The sequence below is a fragment of the Brevundimonas sp. genome, from assembly GCF_032017145.1.
GTDB lineage: Bacteria > Pseudomonadota > Alphaproteobacteria > Caulobacterales > Caulobacteraceae > Brevundimonas.
This window is the reverse complement of record NZ_DALZQC010000066.1, coordinates 1-19,014: the sequence shown is the minus strand read 5'-3', so window position 1 is coordinate 19,014 and position 19,014 is coordinate 1. Positions and strand designations below refer to the sequence as shown.

General features: G+C 67.4%; 23 protein-coding genes and 1 pseudogene. 10 read left to right on the top strand and 14 right to left on the bottom strand.

All coding sequences use genetic code 11. The features are described 5' to 3' along the window. Positions 1 to 94 precede the first annotated feature (94 nt). The 3 genes from RTU05_RS11755 to RTU05_RS11745 form a co-directional block, all read right to left on the bottom strand. A complete protein-coding gene (locus tag RTU05_RS11755; RefSeq protein WP_312598470.1) occupies positions 95 to 604 on the bottom strand; it encodes a GNAT family N-acetyltransferase in 510 nt (169 codons plus the stop codon). Continuing rightward, positions 601 to 2,676, bottom strand: a complete 2,076-nt coding sequence (locus RTU05_RS11750) for a S46 family peptidase (protein ID WP_312598468.1) — start codon at positions 2,674 to 2,676, stop codon at positions 601 to 603. The genes RTU05_RS11755 and RTU05_RS11750 overlap by 4 nt, the downstream gene beginning before the upstream one ends. A 179-nt stretch (positions 2,677 to 2,855) precedes the next feature. After that, positions 2,856 to 4,949: a S46 family peptidase gene (locus tag RTU05_RS11745; RefSeq protein ID WP_312598466.1), complete on the bottom strand. Its 2,094-nt coding sequence runs from the start codon at positions 4,947 to 4,949 to the stop codon at positions 2,856 to 2,858. Between the two features lie 224 nt (positions 4,950 to 5,173). On the opposite strand from RTU05_RS11745, the gene RTU05_RS11740 reads away from it, so the two are divergent. Genes RTU05_RS11740 through RTU05_RS11730 form a run of 3 tightly spaced genes read left to right on the top strand, consistent with a single transcriptional unit; the run spans position 5,174 to position 8,133 of the window. Beyond that, entirely contained in the window at positions 5,174 to 6,340 is a 1,167-nt protein-coding gene (locus RTU05_RS11740; protein ID WP_312598464.1) for an ABC transporter permease, read from the top strand. After that, positions 6,337 to 7,092, top strand: coding sequence for an ABC transporter ATP-binding protein (locus RTU05_RS11735; protein ID WP_312598462.1), 756 nt, complete (start codon positions 6,337 to 6,339; stop codon positions 7,090 to 7,092). The genes RTU05_RS11740 and RTU05_RS11735 overlap by 4 nt, the downstream gene beginning before the upstream one ends. Positions 7,093 to 7,119: 27 nt before the next feature. After that, on the top strand, positions 7,120 to 8,133 hold the full coding sequence (locus tag RTU05_RS11730; RefSeq protein ID WP_312598460.1) for an HlyD family efflux transporter periplasmic adaptor subunit: 1,014 nt from the start codon (positions 7,120 to 7,122) through the stop codon (positions 8,131 to 8,133). Between the two features lie 76 nt (positions 8,134 to 8,209). On the opposite strand, the gene RTU05_RS11725 is transcribed toward RTU05_RS11730, so the two are convergent. Next, positions 8,210 to 9,007, bottom strand: a complete 798-nt coding sequence (locus RTU05_RS11725) for a crotonase/enoyl-CoA hydratase family protein (protein ID WP_312598458.1) — start codon at positions 9,005 to 9,007, stop codon at positions 8,210 to 8,212. Between the two features lie 117 nt (positions 9,008 to 9,124). Further along, a complete protein-coding gene (locus tag RTU05_RS11720) occupies positions 9,125 to 9,277 on the bottom strand; it encodes a hypothetical protein (RefSeq protein WP_017505113.1) in 153 nt (50 codons plus the stop codon). A gap of 156 nt (positions 9,278 to 9,433) precedes the next feature. Between RTU05_RS11720 and RTU05_RS11715 the strand changes: the two genes are divergently transcribed. Both RTU05_RS11715 and RTU05_RS11710 read left to right on the top strand, forming a co-directional pair. Then, positions 9,434 to 9,655, top strand: coding sequence for a DUF1289 domain-containing protein (locus RTU05_RS11715; RefSeq protein WP_312598456.1), 222 nt, complete (start codon positions 9,434 to 9,436; stop codon positions 9,653 to 9,655). Positions 9,656 to 9,732: 77 nt separating this feature from the next. Further along, entirely contained in the window at positions 9,733 to 10,251 is a 519-nt protein-coding gene (locus RTU05_RS11710; RefSeq protein ID WP_312598454.1) for a TIGR02281 family clan AA aspartic protease, read from the top strand. Here the strand turns inward: RTU05_RS11710 and pgsA are convergent. From pgsA to RTU05_RS11690, 4 genes are read right to left on the bottom strand one after another with little or no spacing between them, the layout of a single operon-like run. Then, on the bottom strand, positions 10,248 to 10,877 hold the full coding sequence (gene pgsA, locus RTU05_RS11705; RefSeq protein ID WP_248117593.1) for a CDP-diacylglycerol--glycerol-3-phosphate 3-phosphatidyltransferase: 630 nt from the start codon (positions 10,875 to 10,877) through the stop codon (positions 10,248 to 10,250). The two genes, RTU05_RS11710 and pgsA, sit on opposite strands and share 4 nt — an antisense overlap. Beyond that, positions 10,874 to 11,329, bottom strand: a complete 456-nt coding sequence (locus RTU05_RS11700) for a PIN domain-containing protein (protein ID WP_312598453.1) — start codon at positions 11,327 to 11,329, stop codon at positions 10,874 to 10,876. Before RTU05_RS11700 ends, pgsA begins: the two co-directional genes overlap by 4 nt. After that, the gene (locus RTU05_RS11695) at positions 11,326 to 11,571 is read right to left on the bottom strand and encodes a type II toxin-antitoxin system prevent-host-death family antitoxin (RefSeq protein WP_312598451.1); all 246 of its coding nucleotides are present in this window, start codon (positions 11,569 to 11,571) and stop codon (positions 11,326 to 11,328) included. The genes RTU05_RS11700 and RTU05_RS11695 overlap by 4 nt, the downstream gene beginning before the upstream one ends. 36 nt (positions 11,572 to 11,607) lie before the next feature. Further along, positions 11,608 to 12,231, bottom strand: a complete 624-nt coding sequence (locus tag RTU05_RS11690; protein ID WP_312598449.1) for a carbonic anhydrase — start codon at positions 12,229 to 12,231, stop codon at positions 11,608 to 11,610. A 68-nt stretch (positions 12,232 to 12,299) separates the two neighbouring features. Between RTU05_RS11690 and RTU05_RS11685 the strand changes: the two genes are divergently transcribed. Beyond that, positions 12,300 to 12,536: an AbrB/MazE/SpoVT family DNA-binding domain-containing protein gene (locus RTU05_RS11685; protein ID WP_312598447.1), complete on the top strand. Its 237-nt coding sequence runs from the start codon at positions 12,300 to 12,302 to the stop codon at positions 12,534 to 12,536. Next, positions 12,537 to 12,917 carry a PIN domain-containing protein gene (locus RTU05_RS11680; RefSeq protein WP_312598445.1) on the top strand — a complete coding sequence of 127 codons (381 nt, stop codon included), beginning with the start codon at positions 12,537 to 12,539 and terminating at the stop codon, positions 12,915 to 12,917. Between the two features lie 6 nt (positions 12,918 to 12,923). On the opposite strand, the gene uvrC is transcribed toward RTU05_RS11680, so the two are convergent. The 5 genes from uvrC to RTU05_RS11655 all read right to left on the bottom strand — a co-directional run bounded on the left by uvrC (position 12,924) and on the right by RTU05_RS11655 (position 17,080). Beyond that, positions 12,924 to 14,792, bottom strand: a complete 1,869-nt coding sequence (gene uvrC / locus RTU05_RS11675; RefSeq protein WP_312598444.1) for an excinuclease ABC subunit UvrC — start codon at positions 14,790 to 14,792, stop codon at positions 12,924 to 12,926. 16 nt (positions 14,793 to 14,808) lie between these two features. Beyond that, positions 14,809 to 15,255: a DMT family transporter gene (locus tag RTU05_RS11670; RefSeq protein ID WP_312598442.1), complete on the bottom strand. Its 447-nt coding sequence runs from the start codon at positions 15,253 to 15,255 to the stop codon at positions 14,809 to 14,811. Further along, positions 15,252 to 15,860, bottom strand: a complete 609-nt coding sequence (locus RTU05_RS11665) for a hypothetical protein (RefSeq protein WP_312598440.1) — start codon at positions 15,858 to 15,860, stop codon at positions 15,252 to 15,254. Before RTU05_RS11665 ends, RTU05_RS11670 begins: the two co-directional genes overlap by 4 nt. A 90-nt stretch (positions 15,861 to 15,950) precedes the next feature. Further along, entirely contained in the window at positions 15,951 to 16,424 is a 474-nt protein-coding gene (locus tag RTU05_RS11660; protein WP_312598439.1) for an NUDIX domain-containing protein, read from the bottom strand. Beyond that, positions 16,421 to 17,080, bottom strand: a complete 660-nt coding sequence (locus RTU05_RS11655; protein ID WP_312598437.1) for a hypothetical protein — start codon at positions 17,078 to 17,080, stop codon at positions 16,421 to 16,423. Before RTU05_RS11655 ends, RTU05_RS11660 begins: the two co-directional genes overlap by 4 nt. Positions 17,081 to 17,549: 469 nt before the next feature. On the opposite strand from RTU05_RS11655, the gene RTU05_RS11650 reads away from it, so the two are divergent. From RTU05_RS11650 to RTU05_RS11640, 3 genes and pseudogenes are all read left to right on the top strand, one after another. Further along, the gene (locus tag RTU05_RS11650; RefSeq protein ID WP_312598435.1) at positions 17,550 to 18,311 is read left to right on the top strand and encodes an SDR family oxidoreductase; all 762 of its coding nucleotides are present in this window, start codon (positions 17,550 to 17,552) and stop codon (positions 18,309 to 18,311) included. A gap of 5 nt (positions 18,312 to 18,316) precedes the next feature. After that, positions 18,317 to 18,715 (top strand): dihydroneopterin aldolase, encoded by a 399-nt coding sequence (folB, locus tag RTU05_RS11645; RefSeq protein WP_292021769.1) that lies wholly within the window; start codon positions 18,317 to 18,319, stop codon positions 18,713 to 18,715. Between the two features lie 93 nt (positions 18,716 to 18,808). Then, a pseudogene (locus RTU05_RS11640) lies at positions 18,809 to 19,014 on the top strand (hypothetical protein); the annotation flags it as partial.

The following is a 19,014-nucleotide window of genomic DNA, read 5'->3' as shown; positions in this document are numbered from 1 at the left end:
GTCGCAACACGCTTCGAGAAGACCGCCTGCAACTACCTCGCCATCCTGCACCTCGTCGCAACCATCTTATGGATGCGATAAGTGTCCACAGAACCTAAAGGGCCTTCTCCAGCACCACGAACGCCAGTTCGGGCCGGGGGGGATCGACGGGGAAGGGGCGGGTCTCGCCGGTGGGGGCATAGCCGCGTCGCGCGTACCAGGCGATCAGTTCGGCGCGGCGATGGATCACCGTCATCTCCATGCGCCGCGCGCCGAACCGGGCGACGGCCTCGGCCTCTGCCGCGGCCAGCAGACGCCGCCCCAGGCCGGACGCCTGCAGGGTCGGCTCGACCGTCAGCATCCCCAGATAGGCCAGGCCCTCGCCGGCGCGGGCGACCTGGACGCAGCCGACCAGATCATCGGCGTCGGGCGCCAGCAGGATGACCCGCTCGGGATCGGCGATCAGACCCGCCAGCTCCTCGGCGCTGGTCCGCTCGTCGAACAGCAGATCGGCCTCGTGCGTCCAGCCGGCCTTGGCCGTCTCGCCGCGATAGGCCCGCTCGATCAGCGGATGCAGGGCGGCGACATCGGCCGGCGTGGCCGCCCGAAAGGCGATCCGGCTCAACGGCGGACGCCCAGCTCCGTCAGCAGGTGATCCATCCCATAGACGTCGCGCAGGGCCACCGTCACCGCCTGGGTGGTCACGATCACGCTGCGGTTGGTGTTGCGGTCGTAGCCATAGGCGTTGCGTTGGGTCAGGACGGTGGAATCGAAGTTGGCCCCGATGATCTCACCCCGCGCATTGACGGCGGGCGAGCCGGACGAACCGCCGATGGTGTCGGTCGAGACGGCCATGTCCATCACCGCGTTCGGGTCGATCCGGTCCTTGGCGGCCAATAGCTTGGGCGCGACCTTGAACGGTTCGGCGCCGGTGGCGCGGTCCCACAGGCCGGCGAAAGTGGTGAAGGCGCCGAACCGCTGGCCCGGCACGTCGGAGCCTTCGACCTTGCCATAGGTCAGGCGCAGGGTGCCGGTGGCGTCGGGATAGACCGCGTCGCCATAGGCGGCGAAGCGGGCGGCCGCCAGCTGTTCCGAGGCGCGGTCGGTCGGCGCCTTGACCTTGTTCTCCCACTCGGCGCGAACCGCGCGGGCGTCGGCGTCGATCGACAGCACATATTGGATCATCGGATCGTCGCACGCCTGAACCGCCGCCAGGCCGCCGGTCCACAGGGCGCGGCGCACCGCCGGATCGGCCAGCCTGGTGCCGGCGACGACGCGCGCGGACAACTCCTCGGGGCTTTCCTTGCCCAGCAGGGTGCGGACATGCGGGCTGTCGACCGTCAGCCATTCGCGGGTCTTGGACAGCCACCATTCCAGCCGGATCTGCTCCAGTTCGGGATAGGTGGGCTTTTCGGCGAACAGGCCGGATTCGACGCCGGGCAGGCGGCTGTCGGCGAACTCGGCCAGGCGCTGGTCCGAGGGCTTGGCGCGCTCCTGCGCGCCGCGCACGATGGCCTTGGCCCACTGGAACAACTGCGATCCGCCCGCGACCGAAGTGGTGCCCATGGCGGTGCCGCCCTCCAGCAGGGCGGTGGACGCATACAGTTCGCGGGCCAAGGGCTGGATGGTCTTCAGCGCCTCCCACGGGTTGGAGCCGTTGGCGTTGGCGGCGGCGTAACGCTGCATGAAGTCGGCCTCGGCCGCCGCCTTGGCCTGGATGAAGTCCGCGTCGGTCAGGGCGCGCATCCGACCCAGGCCGCGCTTGTAGGTGTTCTCCACGCCGACGATCGGGTCCATGGCGATGAAGGCCTGATCCTCGCCTTCTTCGGAATAGCGGATCAGGCGGCCGCGCAGCTCCGACGCGATCAGCTGATCCATCGGCAGGACCACGTCGCGGATGGTGGCCAACTGGTCCATGGTCAGCAGGCGCTGCGTCGCGCCGGGATTGCCCGAGACGAAGACGGCCTCGCCCTCGGTCGGCTTGTCGGCGTTCCAGACGAAGTGGGTCGGGGTCTCGACCGGCTTGCCGTCTTCGTACAGGCGGATGAAGGCCGCATCGATGGCGAAGCGCGGGAAGGAGAAGTTGTCCAGATCGCCGCCAAAGGTCGCGGCGCGGTCTTCCGGCGCCCAGGCCAGGCGGACGTCGGTGTATTTGCGGAACTTGTAGAGCTTGAACTGGCCGCCGCGATAAAGGCTGACGACCTGGCAGCGGATCCTGGGATCGTTTCCGCAGGCTTCGGTCTCGATCCGGCCGGCCTCGGCCTCGCGCGCCTGGGTGAAGGCCTGACCGTCCAGGCCCTCTCCGGCCTTGTGCATCCGCTCGGTGACGTCGGAGATGTCGGTCAGGATTTCGGCCGTGGCGCCCGGACATTTGCGCTCTTCCTCGCGCGTCCTGGGCGTAAAGCCCGTCTCGCCATACTGCTGTTGCGGCGTGGACAGGTTGGCGACGCAGGTGGCGACACAGTGGTTGTTGGTCATGACCAGCCCCTGGCCCGAGACGATCCCCGCCGAACAGCCGCCGAACTTCACCGACGACAGCCGCACCCGATCCAGGAAGGTCTGATCGATATTGGTCCCCAGCGTCTGGTTGGCGCGGGCGATGGGGAAGTTGTCATAGGTCCACATGCCTTCCTCGGCGCGGGCCGACGTGGCGGCGAAGGCGAGAAGGGCGACGGAGGCGAGGAGAAGGGGGCGCATGTGCGATGTCCTTTAAGTCTCCTCCCCGCATTGCGGGGAGGTGGCGCGGCGCTTTTTCAGCGTCGTGACGGAGGGGCTCTTGGGCACTTTACAGGCGATCGCGCGGTGGTGACGAGCCCCTCCACCGCTTCGCGGTCCCCCTCCCCGCGCAGCGGGGAGGAGACTTCTTCGTTGTCGTCTTAGCGACGCACGCCCAGTTCGCGCAGCAGGCGCGGCTGGTTGTAGACGTTGCGCAGGGCCTCGGTGATGGCGGCGGTGGAGACCGTCACCGTGCGGTTCAGTTCGGGATCGTAGCCGAAGCTGCCGCCCAGCGATTGAATGTTGCCGTCGAAGGCGGCGCCGATGACCTCGCCCTTGGCGTTGATGACCGGCGAGCCCGAGTTGCCGCCGATGATGTCGTTGGTCGAGACGAAGTCATAGACGGTCGCCTTGTTCACCTTGTTCTCGGCCGCCAGCCAGTCGGTCGCCGCATTGAACGGTTCGGCGCCGGTATTGCGCTCGTACAGGCCGCCGATGTGGGTGAAGGGCTCCACCGTCACGCCGCGATAGGTCCAGCCCTTCACCTGGCCGTAGGACAGGCGCAGGGAGAAGGTCGCGTCGGGATACAGGTTGGTCCCGTACACCGCGAACCGGGCCTGGGCGATCTTTTCGCCCGCGCGGCTGGTGGGACCGGACACCGCCGATTCCCACTGGGTGCGGACGGCCTGGGCGGCGTCGTCATTGGCCAGGACGAAGGCGATCAGCGGATCGCCCGAGGCGGCCAGTTGCTCCGGCGTCATGGCCAGAGCCTGGGCGCGGAAGGCGGGATCGGCCAGGCGCGTGCCGTCGACCAGGCGCTGGGCGATCTGTTCGGGGCTTTCCTTGCCCAGCAGCGCTTTCACATTGGCGTTGTCGACGGTCAGATATTCGCGCGTCTTGGACAGCCAGAAGTCCAGGAAGATCTTCTCCAGGTCGGTCGAGATCGGCGTCTCGGTCGCCAGGCGGCGGCCCAGCGAGGCGATATCGGCGTCCGAATAGCCGGCGCGGCGCTCGGTCGCCGGCTTGGCCCGCTCCTTGGAGGCGCGGACGATGGCCTTGGCGTAGCTGTAGAGCTGCGACCGCTGGCCCGCCGCCGATTCCAGCTGGCGATAGGGCAGATAGAGGTCGCGCTGGGCGGTCGAGACGCGCTCCAGATCGGCCCACGGGTCGCCGATGCGCTGGGCCAGGGCCGGGTCGGCGGCGACGCGCTGGCGCAGCTCCTGCTCCTCGCGGCGCTTGGTGGCCATGAAGGCCGGATCGGTCAGGGCGCCCTGCTGGCCGTAAAAGACCTTGAAGCTGTTCTCCAGGCCGAACAGCGGATCGACGGTGACGCGCTTGGCCTCTTCGCCGGTGGTCGAATATTCCAGCAGGCGGCCGCGCAGTTCGGACGACTGGATCAGGGTCAGCGGCATCTGCTGATCGCGCAGCGCCTCCAACTGGGCCACCGTCAGCAGCCGCTGGGTCGAGCCGGGGTTGCCCGCGACGAAGGTGACGTCGCCGTCCTTGGGCGCGTTCGGGTTCCAGGTCAGGTGGTTCGGCGTAGCGACCGGCTTGCCGTCCTCATAGAGACGCAGGAAACCCGCATCCAGGGCGTAGCGGGGGAAGTTGAAGTTGTCCGGGTCGCCGCCGAAGAAGGCCGCCTGGAACTCCGGCGCGAAGACCAGACGCACATCGTCATACTTGCGGAACTTGTACAGCTTGTACTGGCCGCCGCGATAGAAGCTGATGACCTGGCAGGTCAGCTTCTGGTCGTCGCCGCAGACCTCCTTCTGGATCTTGTCGATCTCGGCGGCGCGGGCCTGGACGAAGGCGGCGCCTTCAAGACCGGCGCCGGCGCCCACCACGCGGTCGGTGACGTCGGTGATGTCGGTCAGGATTTCGGCCGTCTGGCCGGGGCATTTCTTCTCTTCCTCGCGGGAGCCGGGCATCCAGCCGTTCTTGACGTAGTCGTTCTGGGCCGTGGACAGGTCCTGCACGCACGAGACGACGCAGTGGTGGTTGGTCAGCACCAGACCTTCGCCCGACACCAGCGAGGCCGAGCAGCCCTGCAGGCGGACGGCGGCGTTGCGCACCCGGTCCAGCCAGGCCTGATCGATGTTGGTGCCGTACTTCTGGTTCACCGTGGCGATGGGGAAGTTGTCGAAGGTCCACATCCCCTCGTCCGCCTTGGCGGGAGAGGCGGGCGCCGACAGGACGGCGGTCGCGGCGCCGAGCGCGGCCAGCGAGGCGGTGAGACGAAGCGAAGGCAAGGACATGGCGGCGTGTTTCCCGGAACGTGGGACGGCCTGTCCCATCTGTTATGTTGTAACTAACGCCGACGATGGGCCGGCGCCAAGGGCTGCACGGGCCTTAATCTCGTGTTCAATACGGCGCAACCGATCAGGCCGGCCCGGACACGACCCCAGCCTTACTGCGATTTAACTTGGCGGTGCGACGGCTCGCGGTCAGATAGCGCCCAGTTCGGGGGAACCGCCGGTTCATGTCGCTTGCACTTTCAACGCTGCTCTACGAATGGCGCCGCTACATGGCCGCCATCGTGGCCCTGGCTTTTTCGGGCCTGCTGGTCCTGGCCCAGGTCGGGATGTTCATGGGCATCGGCAAGGCGTTCACGGCCCAGATCGACCGCGCGCGCGCCGACATCATGATCCTCAGCCCCGGCGCCACGGCCCTGTTCAACGGCGGACCGTCGGGCGTGCCGCGCCGCATCATGCCGGTGGTCTATCAGCACCCCGAGGTGGTCGCCGTCGCCGACCTGGATGGTTCGGGCGGTCGTTGGCAGAACATCGTCAAGAACCAGGATACGCAGGGCAAGGCGTCCGAGGGCGCCAAGAAGATGGAGTTCGTCAACGTCACCACCATCGACGCCGTGCCCGGCGCGGTGACAGTGCCGACCGACTATTCCGACGATCTGGTCGAGGCGCTGCGCCAGCCCTATGCCGTGGCGGTGGACCAGACCGCCCTGGGGCGTCTGGGCGTCAAGCTGGGCGACCAGGCGTCCTACAACGGCAAGACGGTGCGGGTCGCGGCCGTCACCCAGGGCTATCCCAACATGATGCAGGCCACGGTGGTCATGTCGCGCGACACCCTGCGGATGCTTGGCGAGGCCAACACCGGCGAGCGGGTCGGACCGCTGATGGTGCAGATCAAGAACCCCGCCCGCGCCCCCGTCGTGGTGGCCCAGTTGAACGCCATCGCCAATGGCCAGTTCAAGGCCTGGACCCGTCAGGACCTGGCCAAGGCCAATGAGGGCGCGATGATGAAGGAGAGCTTCATCGCCATCATGCTGGGCTTCTCGCTGTTCCTGGGCATCCTGATCGGCGTGGCCATCACCTGGCAGACGCTGCGCGGGGCCATCATGGCCAACATCAAGGAGTTCGCCTCGCTGCGGGCGCTGGGCGTCTCCCTGGGGTCGCTGCGCCGGATCGTGCTGGAGCTCAGCTTCTGGGTCGGCATCGCCGGCGTGCTGGCGGCCTACGTCCTGACCTGGCTGGTCAGCCTGCTGGCGGCCGGCACGGGGCTGACCATGTCCTTCCCGCCGACGATGGTGCTGATGGTTTCGGCCATGCTGGTGCTGATCGCCCTGGGCTCCGGCTTCCTGTCGCTGGGCGTCCTGAAGAAGAGCCAGCCTGCGGATCTGCTGCGATGACCTCTCATACCACCACGCACGGCAAGCACGGCGATTTCGCCATCGAGGCCAAGGGCTTGGTCAAACGGTTCAAGACCGGCCGCAGCTGGGTCGAGGTGCTGAAGGGCGTGGACTTCGACGCGCGGCACGGCGACCTGACCATGGTCATGGGACCGTCCGGCTCGGGCAAGTCGACCCTGATCGCCAATCTGTCGGGCCTGCTGAAGCCCGAGGAGGGTCGGGTCGACATCCTGGATGTCGACGATCTGTGGAAATACGGCTCGGGCCGGATCGACAAATTCCGCCTGGACCACTGCGGCTTCATCTTCCAGGGCTTCAACCTGTTCCCGTCGCTGACGGCGCTGCAGCAGGTGATGACGGTGCTGAAATACCAGGGCCTGTCCAAGTCCGAGGCCAGGAAGCGCGCCACCACGGCCCTTGAGGAAGTGGGGCTGGGCCATCGCCTGAACCAGCGGCCCAGCGCCCTGTCGGGCGGCGAGAAGCAGCGCGTGGCCATCGCCCGCGCCCTGGCCAAGAACCCCCAGATCCTGTTCGCCGACGAACCGACCTCGGCCCTGGACGGCGAGAACGGCCAGGTGGTGATCCGGCTGTTGCGTCGCGCCGCCACCGAACACGGCGCGGCCGTCATCTGCGTGACCCACGACCCGCGCCTGGAAGCCTGGGCCGACCGCGTCATTCACATCGAGGACGGCAAGATCCTGGACGATCAGCGCCGCATCCCCAATCCCGACGCCCAGCTGGCGTCCCACTAAGCCCTCTCTCGAACGGACCCTGCCGTCATGCCCGCCTTCCTCAAGAACAAATGGCTCTGGATCGGACTGGTCCTGATCGTGCTGCTGGTCGGGGGCTTCGTGGCCTTCTCCAAGGCCGGGGCCGCCAAGAAGGCGCAGCAGGAGAAGGAGGCGTCCCAGAAGATCGACAGCCCCTACGCCGCCATCGCCAACGGCAAGGCCGACGTCGAAGGCGGGGTGATCAAGGTCGCCGCCCGTCGCGGCGGCGTGGTGCGCGAGGTGCTGGTCAACGAGGGCGACCGCGTCGTCGCCGGCCAGATCCTGGCCCGTCAGGAGGATGACGAGACGCGCCTGGCCGCCCAGAGCGCCGCCGCCGCCGTCACCGAGGCGCGCGCCCAGCTGGGGATGTCGCGGGTCGAACTGACCACGGCCCGGCGCGAATACGACCGCCTGTCGAAACTGTCGGCCACCAACAATGTCGCGGCCCAGCGGCTGGACCAGGCGCGCGATCAGATCGCCCAGGCCGAGGCGCGCATCGCGTCTCAGGACGCCGCCATCCAGACGGCCCAGTCGCGTCTGGCCGAGGCCCGCTACAATCAGGAACTGACCGTCATCCGCGCGCCGATGGACGGCCGGATCGCCCGCCGCTACGCCCAGCCCGGCGCCGGCGCCTCGACCCTGAACGTGACGGCCATGTTCGACCTGGAGCCGGACACCGCCCGCATCGTCCGCGCCGAAATCGTCGAGGCCGACATCCCCAATGTCACGGTCGGTCAGGAGGTCGAACTGACCCCCGAAGGCGATCCCACCAAGATCACCGTGGGCCGCGTGCTACGCCGCGCCGCCGTGTTCGGCGCCCGTCAGCTGCAGTCCGAAGACCCCTCGGCCCGCACCGACGAGCGGGTGGTCGAGGTGGTGGTCTCGGCCGACAACACGCCCTTCCTGATCGGCCAGCGCGTTCTGGTGAAGTTCATGAAGCCCGGTCAGAAGGCCGGCGTCGCCCGCCCGGTCCAGGCCGGCGTCGGCCCGTCCGCCGCCATGCGCCCGGCGGGCCAGAAGTAACCGGCGCCGCCGATCGATCGTGGGAAGGGGGCGCTGCGGCGCCCCCTTTTTCGTTTCGGGGCCGTCGGCGGCCCGTTCAGCTTCCCTTGAAATCGCCCGGTCGCTTTTCCAGCACGGCGGCGACGCCCTCCTGGTGATCGTCGGTCAGATGGGCCAGGGCCTGCATGGCCGCCGACATCTCCAGCATCTGGTCGAAGGTCGTGTCGCGGCCCTGGCGCAACAAGGTCTTGGCCATACGCAGGGCCTGGGGCGGCTGGGCCGCGACCTGGGCGGCGGTGGCCAGGGCCTCGTCCATCAGCCTGTCATGGGCGACCACGCGGTTGACCAGACCCCATTCGGCCGCCGTCGCGGCGTCGATGGACCGGGCGGTGAACAGCATCTCGGCGGCGCGGGCGTAGCCGATGTTGCGCGGCAGCAGCCACGACCCGCCGTCGCCGGGGATGATGCCCAGCTTCAGGAAGGGCACGCCGAAGCTGGCCCGCTCCGAGGCGATGCGGATGTCGCCCAGACCCGCGATGTCGCAGCCCAAACCCATGGCCGGGCCGTTGACGGCGGCGACCAGCGGAACCTCCAGCCCGTACAGCGACCGCACGATCCGGTGGACGACCCGCCGATAGCGCTCACGGATCGCGGCTCCCGATCCCTCGAACAGGTCGCGCCGGTCGCGCATGGCCGTCAGATCGCCGCCGGCCGAGAAGGCGCGACCCGCGCCCGTAAGCACCACGCACCGGACGGATGGATCGGCGTTGACCCGCTCGCACGCCGACGCGACCTCGTCGCCGTCGCCCAGGTCCGGCAGAGCGTTCAGTCGCGCCTCGCGGTCCAGCGTCCAGATCAGGATCGCGCCCCGCTTCTCTTCGGCGATCAGGCCCATGCATCGTCTCCGTCTTCGCGCCCGTCATCGACCGCGAACGCCGCGTCAGGCAAGCCCGGAATTGCAAAAGCCCCGGTGAGACCGGGGCTTCTTCAGGCTGAGGGCCGCACAGGGCCGTCAGCGTTTCTTGATCGTATAGGGTACGAAGTTGGACGGATGGCTGACCACCCGGCCCGAGTTCGACGGCATGTGCCGACTATTGACCAGCATCCCGCCCCACAGGGCGAAGGACATCATGGCGTGTTGGAGGTTACGCTCCTTATCGTTCATCTTGGCGTCTCCTTTCGCAGAACGATGAAAAGAGACACGTCGTACCAATGGGATTCCACCGTCAGTCGTTTCGCGTCATTGGGCAACATAAGACAGTTTTGTGAATTTGCAAATTTATTCGTCAGGAGTCGGAATGATTTTCGTTTCGATGTCACAATGATCACGCCCGACCCCGCTCGGCCCGGTCCGCCGAAGGCCATCGCCAGCCCCTGCGTCATGGTGTGCGCGGTGGATGGCGAAAGCGGCCTGTGCCTGGGATGTTTTCGCACCCTGAAGGAGATCGCCGGCTGGCGAGCCCTGAGCGACGACGAGCGGGCGGCGGTGATGGCCGACCTGCCGGGGCGACGGGACCGGATCGATCCGGCGAAACTGGGCTGATCGGTCCTGGGGTTTTAAGCTTTCGTCAGCCACGTCGTTTCACGGCATCCAAAGATCGCGCAGCTAGACAGTGGGGCATGATCCGCATCGACTTCCAGTCCGTCATCGTGTTCGGCGTCGCCCTGACGGCGTCCTTCGCCACGGCGCTGACGATCCGGCATCTTGAGGGCGACGGGGCGGCCCAGGCGGCGACCGCCCCCATCGCTGTCGCGGCGCCGGCTGCTATCGGAACGGTTGCTCAGGTCGTCAAGGCTGACGACGGCCACTACTGGGCCCAGGCCCGGATCGACGGACGGGCGGTGCGGGTGCTGGTGGACACCGGCGCCAGCGTGGTGGTCCTGACGCGGGCCGATGCGGGTCGGCTTGGGGTCCAGCCGGAACCGGCGAGATTCACCGGCCGGGTACAGACGGCGTCGGGCGTGGTCCGCGCCGCGCCGGTGCGACTGAACACCGTCTCGGTCGCCGGGGCGCGGGTGGATCAGGTCGAGGCGCTGGTGGTCGAACAGGGGCTGGAATATTCCCTGCTGGGCATGAGCTACCTGGGCCGGCTCTCGGCCTTCGAGGCCACGCCGACCGGCCTGACGCTGAGACCCTAGAGGTCCCGCATCTGGCGGCGAGCTTCGTGGAAATACTGCCAGCCGGTCCACAGGGTGATGATGGCGGCCAGCCAGATCAGCACGTCCGAGAAGAACTGGAAGTTGTCGAGCCAGTCCAGCGACAGGCCGAAACCGTCCCAGTTGCGGGCGAACAGCTGACAGCCCAGGGCGACCAGCTGCAGCGTGGTCTTCCACTTGGCGGCCAGGGTGACGGGCAGTTCGATTCGCCCGGCCATGGTCTCGCGCAGGGCCGAGACGGCGAACTCGCGGAACAGGATCAGGCCGCAGGGAATGATGATCTGCGGCACCGAGCCGGAGGTCAACACGCCCAGGATGGCGCCGGTGACCAGAACCTTGTCCGCGATGGGGTCCAGGATGGCGCCCCAGCGGGTGGTGGCGTTCCAGCGCCGGGCCAGGAAGCCGTCGATCCAGTCGGTCGAGGCGGCGATGACGAAAATCCAGAAGGCCACGCGGTAAAGGGCGAACTGGTCGTCCGGGCTCATCCACTGATCGGCCAGGGGGAAGCCGCTGGTCGCGCCCGCCAGGATCAGGAACATCACCACCCCGGCGGCCAGGCGCGCGCCGGTCAGGATGTTGGGAATGGGGTTGGCGCGGTGGGCGGTCATGGCAGGGTCTCCAGCAAGGACGCCAGCAGCGGGTGCGGCGTCTCTGCGAACGGATTGGCGACGGTCACGCCTCGATAGACGAAGCCGTCCTGCATGTCTTCGGAAAGCAGAAGGCCGCACCCGGCCTCGGCGGCGATGGTCAGGATCAAGGCATCCCATATCTGAAGGTTGAAGAAGGCCGCCGCCTCGAGCGCGGCCTCCATGGTGGCGGACGTCGGAGCGGTCAGGCCGATGTCCTCGACCCATTTCCGCAAGATGCCATGCGCCACCTTGGGCGGATGGCCGCCTTTGCGGGTCAGGATGTTGTAGAACTCGCCCGCCACCTGGGTCGGCAGGATCAGGTCCTGGTGCGCGACCTTACGAAGAACCTCTATTGCTCGGGTGCGACGTGGCGCGTCGTCACCGACGCCTGCGGCATAGCCCAGGACATTGGTGTCTAGCGCCAGCTTCAAGCGTAGCCGTCTTCGCGCGTGATGCGGCCCGCGCCGACGGCGGGCAGGGCGGCTAGCGCATCGACAAGCGCATGAAGCCTCGCCACGCGATTTTCGTCGCTCTCGGCCCGATCCGTCGCAGGCGTCATTCTGACTAACGGCCGGCCACGCGCCGTGACGACATAGGATTCACCCGCCGCGACTTCTCGAAACACGCGCGAGAAATCGCGATTGGCTTCGGTAGCTGTGATCGTGCGTTCCATGAATACAATGGTAGTGATTTCACTACTTTTTGCAAGTCAAGCCAACGGTTCGAACCGGGGCTTGTCGGTCAGGGCGGTCAGGGCGCCGTCGGCGATGCCGAAGTGAAGGCCGCTGAGCTGAAGCTCTCCCCTGGCCTCGCGTTCGGTGATCCAGGGGAAGGTGCGCAGGTTTCGGATCGACAGGCGCACGATGGCCTCCTCGGCCGCGCGCTCCAGCTGGTCGGGGGCGACGGTCTCGGCGACGTGCTGGACGACGGGCGCGCCTTGCGCGATCCACGGTGCCACGAAGTCGGCGACGATCTCGGGCGCGCCGTGGATCATGGCGTTGACCCCGCCGCAGTGGGCGTGACCCATGACCACGATCCGCTTGACGCCCAGCACCTTGACCCCGAACTCCAGCGCCGCCGAGACGCCGTGCAGCTTGCCGTCCGGCTCATAGGGCGGGACCAGATTGGCGACGTTGCGGACGACGAACAGCTCGCCCGGCTTGGCGTCGAAGATCAGGGCCGGATCGGCGCGGCTGTCGGAACAGGCCACGATCAGGGTGTGCGGCTTCTGGCCCTTGGTCGCCAGGGTCTCATACTCAGCGCGCGCGGCCGGCCAGTGGTCGGCGCGGAAGCGGCGATAGCCGGCGGTCAGTTCGTCTTCGATGTCGCTCATGCTGCGCCTGTAGCGTTTTGAGGGGCGGCGATAAATGGTGTATACGTGTCTATACGAAGGAGGCCGTCATGCCCGTCACCAGTCGAACCTTTCGAAGCGGAAACAGCGACGCAGTGCGCCTGCCCAAGGAAATCTCGTTCGGGCCGGGCGTCGAGGTCGAGATCGAGCGCAAGGGCGACGTCGTGACTCTGACGCCGAAACGGCCTTCGATAAAGGAGATGCTGGCGACGCTGGAGGCGCTGCCGAAGCCCAAGACGATCGGGAAACGAGACCCCTTTATCGCGCCTATCCGCAAAGGGCTTTGAATGACGCTCATGCTGGATACCAGCGTGGCCATCCATCTGCGCGATGGCGATCCAGACATTCAGGAAAGGATTTCCACGACGAGCGAGCCTGTCGTTTTGCCCATGATCGCACTTGTGGAACTTGAGGGTGGGGTCAGGGGCGACGAACGGGACCTGCGGCGCGCCAGGCTCGACGTTCTGCTGAAGACGGTTGAGGCGAAACCCTTTCTGGCGGCCGACGCCAGAGCTTACGGCGAGATTGTGAACGCGACCGGCTTCTCGCGGCGCAAGGTGTTGGATTGGATGATCGCGGCGCAGGCGATTACTTCGGGCGCGACGCTGGTCACCCGCAACGGCGATGATTTTCGCGACATTCCCGGTCTGACGCTGCTGGAGTGGTGACACGGCTCACGCCTTTCTGAAGAAGGCGTGGATGCGTTCGGCCAGGGGCTGGCTGACGCCGTCGACCTTGACCAGATCGACCACGGAGGCGCGGCTGACGCCCTTGGCGGAGCCGAAGGCGTGGAGCAGGGCCTTCTTGCGGCCGGGGCCGACGCCTTCGATCTCGTCCAGCGGGCTTCTCTTAATGTCCATCGAGCGGCGCTTGGCGTGGGCGCCGTTGGCGAAGCGGTGGGCCTCGTCGCGGAGACGTTGCAGGTAATAGAGGGCCGGGGACTTCAGCGGCAGCATGAACGGCGCCTTGCCCGGCATGAAGAACTTCTCCATGCCCGCATCCCGATCCGGCCCCTTGGCCACGCCGACCACGGCGATGTCGTCCAGCCCGCCCAGATCGGCCATGACCGCCAGCACCTCGGCCAGCTGACCCGCGCCGCCGTCGATCAGCAGGAGGTCGGGACGGATCACGTCCTCGCCCTCTTCCTCGTCCTTCACCAGGCGGGCGAAGCGGCGGCGCATCACCTCGCGCATCATGCCGTAGTCGTCGCCGGGGGTCAGATCCTCGCCCCGGATGTTGAACTTGCGGTACTGGGACTTCTGGAAGCCCTCCGGCCCCGCCACGACCATGCCGCCGACCGCATTGGTCCCCTGGATGTGGGCGTTGTCGTAAATCTCGATCCGCTCGGGCCGGGCCTCCAGGCCAAAGGCCTCGCACACCTCGTCGAGGATCTTGCCCTGGGCCGAGCTTTCGGCCAGGCGGCGGCCCAGGGCCTCGCGCGCATTGGTCAGGGCGTGGTCGACCAGGGCCAGCTTCTCGCCGCGCTGGGGCCGCGCGATCTCGACCTTGCGGTCCGCCTTCATCGAGAAGGCCTCTTCCAGCAGTTCCAGCTCGTGCGGGCGGACGTTGGACAGGATCAGGCGCGGGATGGGCTTGTCCTCGTAGAACTGGCCCAGGAAGGCGGCCAGGATCTCCGGGTCCGTGTCGGACTTGTCCACGCGCGGGAAATAGGCGCGCCCGCCCCAGTTCTGGCCCGCGCGATAGAAGAAGACCTGGACGCAGGCCTGGCCGCCGTCGGAGTGCAGGGCGAAAACGTCGCCTTCGGCCACGCTGTCGGCGCTGACGGAGTTCTCCATGGCGATGGCCGACAGGGCCCGGATGCGGTCGCGCACGCGGGCGGCCTGTTCGAAGTCCATGGCGTCCGAGGCGGCCTGCATCTCGCCCGACAGGCGGCCGATGACGGCGCGCGACTTGCCGCGCAGAAAGGCCTCGGCCTCGTCGACCAGTTCGCCGTAGTCCTCCAGCGAGATCAGGCCGGTGCAGGGCGCCGAGCAGCGCTTGATCTGATGCAGCATGCAGGGGCGGGTGCGGGTCTCGTAGACGCTGTCCGAACAGGACCTTAGCAGAAACGCCTTCTGCAGGGTGTTCAGCGTGCGATTGACCGCCCAGGTCGAGGCGAAGGGGCCGAAGTAGTGGCCGGGCGTGGTGTGGGCGCCGCGATGCTTCTTCACCTGGGGGGCGCGGTGGTCGCGGCGGATCATCAGTTCGGCGAAGGATTTGTCGTCGCGCAGAACCACGTTGTAGCGCGGCTTCAGCTTCTTGATGAAGTTGGATTCCAGCAGCAGGGCCTCGGTCTCGGACGCCGTGACCACCAGCTCCATCGACCGGGTCTGGGCCACCATCAGGCCGATGCGCTGGGTGTGGAAGCGCCCTTGCGCGTACTGGACGATGCGCTTCTTCAGGCTGCGGGCCTTACCGACATACAGGCACGACCCGTCCTCGCCATACATGCGATAGACGCCCGGCTTGTCCGGCGCGCGACGCGCCTCGTCGGCGATCAGGGCGGCGGCGGTCAGTTTCGAATCGGGGGGCTCCGCGGTCATCGGGCGGGATATAGGGTCAGGAGCGCCGGACCAGAAGGACGCCGGCCAGAACCAGGCCGACGCCGGCGATCCGGCCCAGGTTCAGCGGCTGGTGCGGCACGCCCAGGGCGCCGAAATGATCCAGCGCCAGGCTGAGCATCAGTTGCCCCCCGACCATCAGGGTGATGGTCATGGCCACGCCCAGACGCGGCACGCCCCAGGCGGCGGCGACGACGAAACAGGCGCCGTAGACCCCGCCCAGCCAGGCGTACCAGGGCAGGGCGCGCACCGCCGTCATGTCGGGCCGGGTGTGCAGGATGGCGGCCAGCACCCCCAGCACCGTGGTCCCCACCGCGAACGAGATGAAGGCGGCGTTGACCGGCGAGGCGACGGCGGTCGCCAGCCGGGCGTTGGTCGGCGCCTGCAGCGCGGTTGCGCCCCCGGCCAGGACGACGACGATAATGGCGAGCAGCGACGGGTTCATGGCCCCTGGCTAGCACGGCTTTCGTGGCTTGCGGAGGGCGAGGTTCGGCGATGGGCGCGACGCAGGCGGCGGCGCTCGGCCCGGTTGAGGGGCGCCTGGGGGCTGTCGATGTCGGGCGACGAAGAAACAGGGTGCAATCGGTGCACTTCGTCCGGTTCGGCCGCGACGTCGGGGGCGGCGGCGAGAGACGCGGCGGCATCATCCCGATCGGACGCCGGGGCCGCGAAATCAGGGTGCAATGGGTGCACATCGCCGGCTTCGGCCGCCAGGACGGACAGGGTTTCGAAAATCTTCAGCCAGCGCTGGGCCTCGGTCGCCTCGCCGTCCATCAGGGCCAGTTGCAGGCGACGGCGCGCCGAGGCCGCCATGTCGGAAAAGGCGACATCCTCGACCGCCTCCAGCGCCAGGGCGGGATCGTACAGATCGGGGTCGTCCTGATCCTGGCGTCGCCAGCCCGCCTTGCGGGCGCGGATGCGAAAGGCCGACAGGCCCAGGTCGTAACGGCGGCAGACGACCCGCGCCGGCTCGCCCGCCAGATAGTCGTCGCGGGCCAGGTCCCAGACCTGCTGCGAGCGGACGCGATAGACAGGGACGGCCTGGGTCATGGTCGCACGCTGACACGCGCCTGCGTCAGATGCGGACGCACGACATCTCCTCCCCATCGCTCCGCGATAGGGAGGAGACGGCAGTGGGTCTCACCAGTCAGGATCGAGCGGGACGCCGTCGAAGATTTCCGCCAGACGCGCGCGACAGCCGCGATTGACGTCGACGGGCAGGGCGGCGGGATCGAACCAGCCGACCTCGGCGATCTCGCCGTCGCGCGGCGCGTCGGGACCCGCCTCGAAGGCGTCGATGCGAAAGACCGCCACATGATCGCCGGGAAAGAAGCGGTCGTTGGAATGCAGGGAGATCAGACGCGGCGCGCCGCGCGCGACCAGCCCGGTCTCCTCACGCAGTTCGCGCACAACGGCGGCGTGTGTCGTCTCGCCCCGATCCACCCCGCCGCCCGGCAGCCACCAGCCCGCCAGATAGGTGTGCCGCACCAACAGCACCCGCCCGTCCCCATCGACCGCCACCGCCCGCACCCCCAACGTCTTGCCCCGCGTCAGCCGCGACCAGACGAAGAACAGCGGCCGGGTGAAGGGTTCGATGTGGATGCGCCAGGTCATATTCTATAAGCATCGAGCCGATTTCTAAGCGCGTTTTCGCTCGCCCTTACCGCGGCAATATCATCTGAGAGAAGCATCGCGAGAGGCGTATTCGCGCTTGGACGGGCTGTGTCGAGGCGCTCAGTGATGAAAACAATCGCAGCCATTGTGTTCGCAAACCGCTGGTGAAGCACGGGTTCGTGGTGAGCCAGCCTATTTCTGGCCTGGTAGAAATTCTCAAGTTGAACCGCTACCAAGGCGCGGGACAACGACTTGTCAGGGAATGTTCGCTTCAAGGTCGTTCGCCAGAGGCTTTGGTCGTATTCCGGGCCATATAGCCTTTTCCAGAAGTACAGTGTCAGTTCCGCGATCACCTGTCCCTCAGTGACCGTCAAATGACGGCGGCGATTTTTGGCTCGTTGAAGGTGTGAAGTATTCAGGGGGCGTCCCGCCGGGTACGCTTGGCTGTCCAAGGCAGCCTTTTGACCCTGATTCAGCTTGGAGTATTCTGCGCGTTTTGCGCTATCTACCGCAGCGGTGATCTTATTCCGCTCCGGAACCTTCCAAGTGAAATTGACAGGCGGCTGTTGCAGCCAGTTTGGTACCCCAAAGTAACGGCTTAGGTTTTCAGCGACGGTATTTCGCAATGCGATCTCTATCGGCGCCATGACGGTCATCAGGAGCGCTCCGACTTTCAACGTCTCTTGATGCAACTCTATCGCGGCCTCTGCCGATCCTGTCAGAGCAGTCAGGCCGGCGAGACGATCGGCTGAGAAGAGCGTTGTGAGGACAGGCGTATGTGCGGGGTCTATCGGCATTGACGAAATGGCTTTCGCTAGCTATATTAGATACCGAAAAGTCGGGATCAGATCGGCAGTCGCTTCGGCAAAACGGATCCCCGGCTTCACAATCTTAGAGGCGCCCCTCACGGGGCGCCTCTTTTCTGTTTGGGACAGCCTGGAGGTGTGATTGGCGCAATGCAAGCGGAAGGTGCCTTTTCCTAACCCTCTCTCGTGCCCGCTTGAACCCCGCCCCATCCCGCTTTAAGCCAAGACCGACAACAGGAGCATTCCATGCTGGCGCTCGGCATCATCTTCGGCTTCATCGCCGTCATCGCGGCCTTCAATGTGTTCGAGTTCGGTCGGGTTGACTGAGGCGTCTGCTCGCTCTGAACGGGGCGTCGCCCTGGTCACGGGCGGGGCGCGGCGGATCGGGCGGGCCATCTGTCTGAGGCTGGCCCGGGCCGGGTTCGACGTGGCGATCCATCATCATGCGTCGGGCGACGAGGCGCGGGGGCTGGCCGACGAGATCGCGGGCCTTGGCCGGCGCGCGTGCCTATTGCAGGCGGACCTGATGGACGAGGCGCGGGTGCGGGCGCTGATCCCGGCGGCGGTCGAGGCGCTGGGGCCGGTGACGGCGCTGGTCAACAACGCCTCGGTGTTTCAGGACGACCGGATCGGCGGGCTGACGCGCGAAAGCTGGGATACGCATATCGAGACCAATCTGCGCGCGCCCCTCGTGCTGGCCGAGGCGTTCGCCGCGCAGGCCGTCGAGGGGGCCATCGTCAATCTGCTGGACCAGAAGGTGTTGAAGCCGGATCCGCGCTTCTTCTCCTACAGTCTGTCGCGCAATGGGCTGTGGTGGGCGACCCAGACCCTGGCCCAGGCGCTGGCGCCCGGCATCCGCGTCAACGGGGTGGGGCCGGGGCCGACCCTGCCGTCCATCCACCAGACGCCCGAGGAGTTCGCCGCCGAGGCGCGCGCCACCCTGCTGGAGACGCCCGGCAGCCCGGAGGCGGTGGCCGAGGCCGTGCTGTGGCTGATTGACGCCCGGCTGGTCACGGGCCAGATGATCGCCGTCGACGGGGGCCAGCATCTGGCCTGGCGCACCCCCGACATCCTGGAGTAGGCCGCGTGGTCCAGTCGTCGCAGGTTTCGCCGTCGCCGGCGGACGAGCCTTTGCGTTTCGAACGGTTGAGCGTCTTCGTGCGCGGGCTGGAGGTCGAGGCGGGCATCGGGGTCTATGACCACGAACACGGGCGGCTGCAGCGGCTGGTGATCGATGTGACGCTGGAGCTGGAGCCGCGCCCCATCGAACGGCTGGCCGACACCATCGACTACGAGACCGTGGCCAATGCGGCGCGCGCCATCGCCGAGGCGGGGCATGTGGGGCTGGTGGAGACCTTCGCCGAACGGCTGGCGCGGGCCTGTCTGGAGGACGGACGGGTGCGACGCGCGACGGTGCGGATCGAAAAGCCCGGCGCCCTGGCGGCCGTGATCGCCCCCGGCTGCGAGATCGTGCTGGGGCGCTGATGGGCGTCAAGCCCGGTTGCGTCCGGCCCGCCCGACCGCCATTGTCGGCGCCTTGAGTCCAGCCGGGCGTCCGGCGTGAGAGAAGCGTTGTTCATGGCCGAGCCCGGCGATCCCAAGACCCCTGCCGCAGCGCAAGACGGGACCGATCACGACGCCCATGTCGGCTTCGTCTCGCCCGCCTCGCTGGCCGGGCGGGCGCGTGCGCCGGAGCCGACGGCGGCGCCGGAACCCGACGACGAGCTGGACCTGTTCGATCCGCCCCTGGCGCGCGAGCCGGGACCGTTCGACCGCAGCGAGGG

Bases quoted from the DNA above. Each gene is read 5' to 3' on its own strand.
- RTU05_RS11750 (WP_312598468.1), bottom strand. From the start codon at position 2,676: ATGCGCCCCCTTCTCCTCGCCTCCGTCGCCCTTCTCGCCTTCGCCGCC.
- RTU05_RS11745 (WP_312598466.1), bottom strand. From the start codon at position 4,949: ATGTCCTTGCCTTCGCTTCGTCTCACCGCCTCGCTGGCCGCGCTCGGC.
- RTU05_RS11740 (WP_312598464.1), top strand. From the start codon at position 5,174: ATGTCGCTTGCACTTTCAACGCTGCTCTACGAATGGCGCCGCTACATG.
- RTU05_RS11735 (WP_312598462.1), top strand. From the start codon at position 6,337: ATGACCTCTCATACCACCACGCACGGCAAGCACGGCGATTTCGCCATC.
- RTU05_RS11730 (WP_312598460.1), top strand. From the start codon at position 7,120: ATGCCCGCCTTCCTCAAGAACAAATGGCTCTGGATCGGACTGGTCCTG.
- RTU05_RS11725 (WP_312598458.1), bottom strand. From the start codon at position 9,007: ATGGGCCTGATCGCCGAAGAGAAGCGGGGCGCGATCCTGATCTGGACG.
- RTU05_RS11720 (WP_017505113.1), bottom strand. From the start codon at position 9,277: ATGAACGATAAGGAGCGTAACCTCCAACACGCCATGATGTCCTTCGCC.
- RTU05_RS11715 (WP_312598456.1), top strand. From the start codon at position 9,434: ATGATCACGCCCGACCCCGCTCGGCCCGGTCCGCCGAAGGCCATCGCC.
- RTU05_RS11710 (WP_312598454.1), top strand. From the start codon at position 9,733: ATGATCCGCATCGACTTCCAGTCCGTCATCGTGTTCGGCGTCGCCCTG.
- pgsA (WP_248117593.1), bottom strand. From the start codon at position 10,877: ATGACCGCCCACCGCGCCAACCCCATTCCCAACATCCTGACCGGCGCG.
- RTU05_RS11695 (WP_312598451.1), bottom strand. From the start codon at position 11,571: ATGGAACGCACGATCACAGCTACCGAAGCCAATCGCGATTTCTCGCGC.
- RTU05_RS11690 (WP_312598449.1), bottom strand. From the start codon at position 12,231: ATGAGCGACATCGAAGACGAACTGACCGCCGGCTATCGCCGCTTCCGC.
- RTU05_RS11685 (WP_312598447.1), top strand. From the start codon at position 12,300: ATGCCCGTCACCAGTCGAACCTTTCGAAGCGGAAACAGCGACGCAGTG.
- RTU05_RS11680 (WP_312598445.1), top strand. From the start codon at position 12,537: ATGACGCTCATGCTGGATACCAGCGTGGCCATCCATCTGCGCGATGGC.
- uvrC (WP_312598444.1), bottom strand. From the start codon at position 14,792: ATGACCGCGGAGCCCCCCGATTCGAAACTGACCGCCGCCGCCCTGATC.
- RTU05_RS11670 (WP_312598442.1), bottom strand. From the start codon at position 15,255: ATGAACCCGTCGCTGCTCGCCATTATCGTCGTCGTCCTGGCCGGGGGC.
- RTU05_RS11665 (WP_312598440.1), bottom strand. From the start codon at position 15,860: ATGACCCAGGCCGTCCCTGTCTATCGCGTCCGCTCGCAGCAGGTCTGG.
- RTU05_RS11660 (WP_312598439.1), bottom strand. From the start codon at position 16,424: ATGACCTGGCGCATCCACATCGAACCCTTCACCCGGCCGCTGTTCTTC.
- RTU05_RS11655 (WP_312598437.1), bottom strand. From the start codon at position 17,080: ATGACCGTCATGGCGCCGATAGAGATCGCATTGCGAAATACCGTCGCT.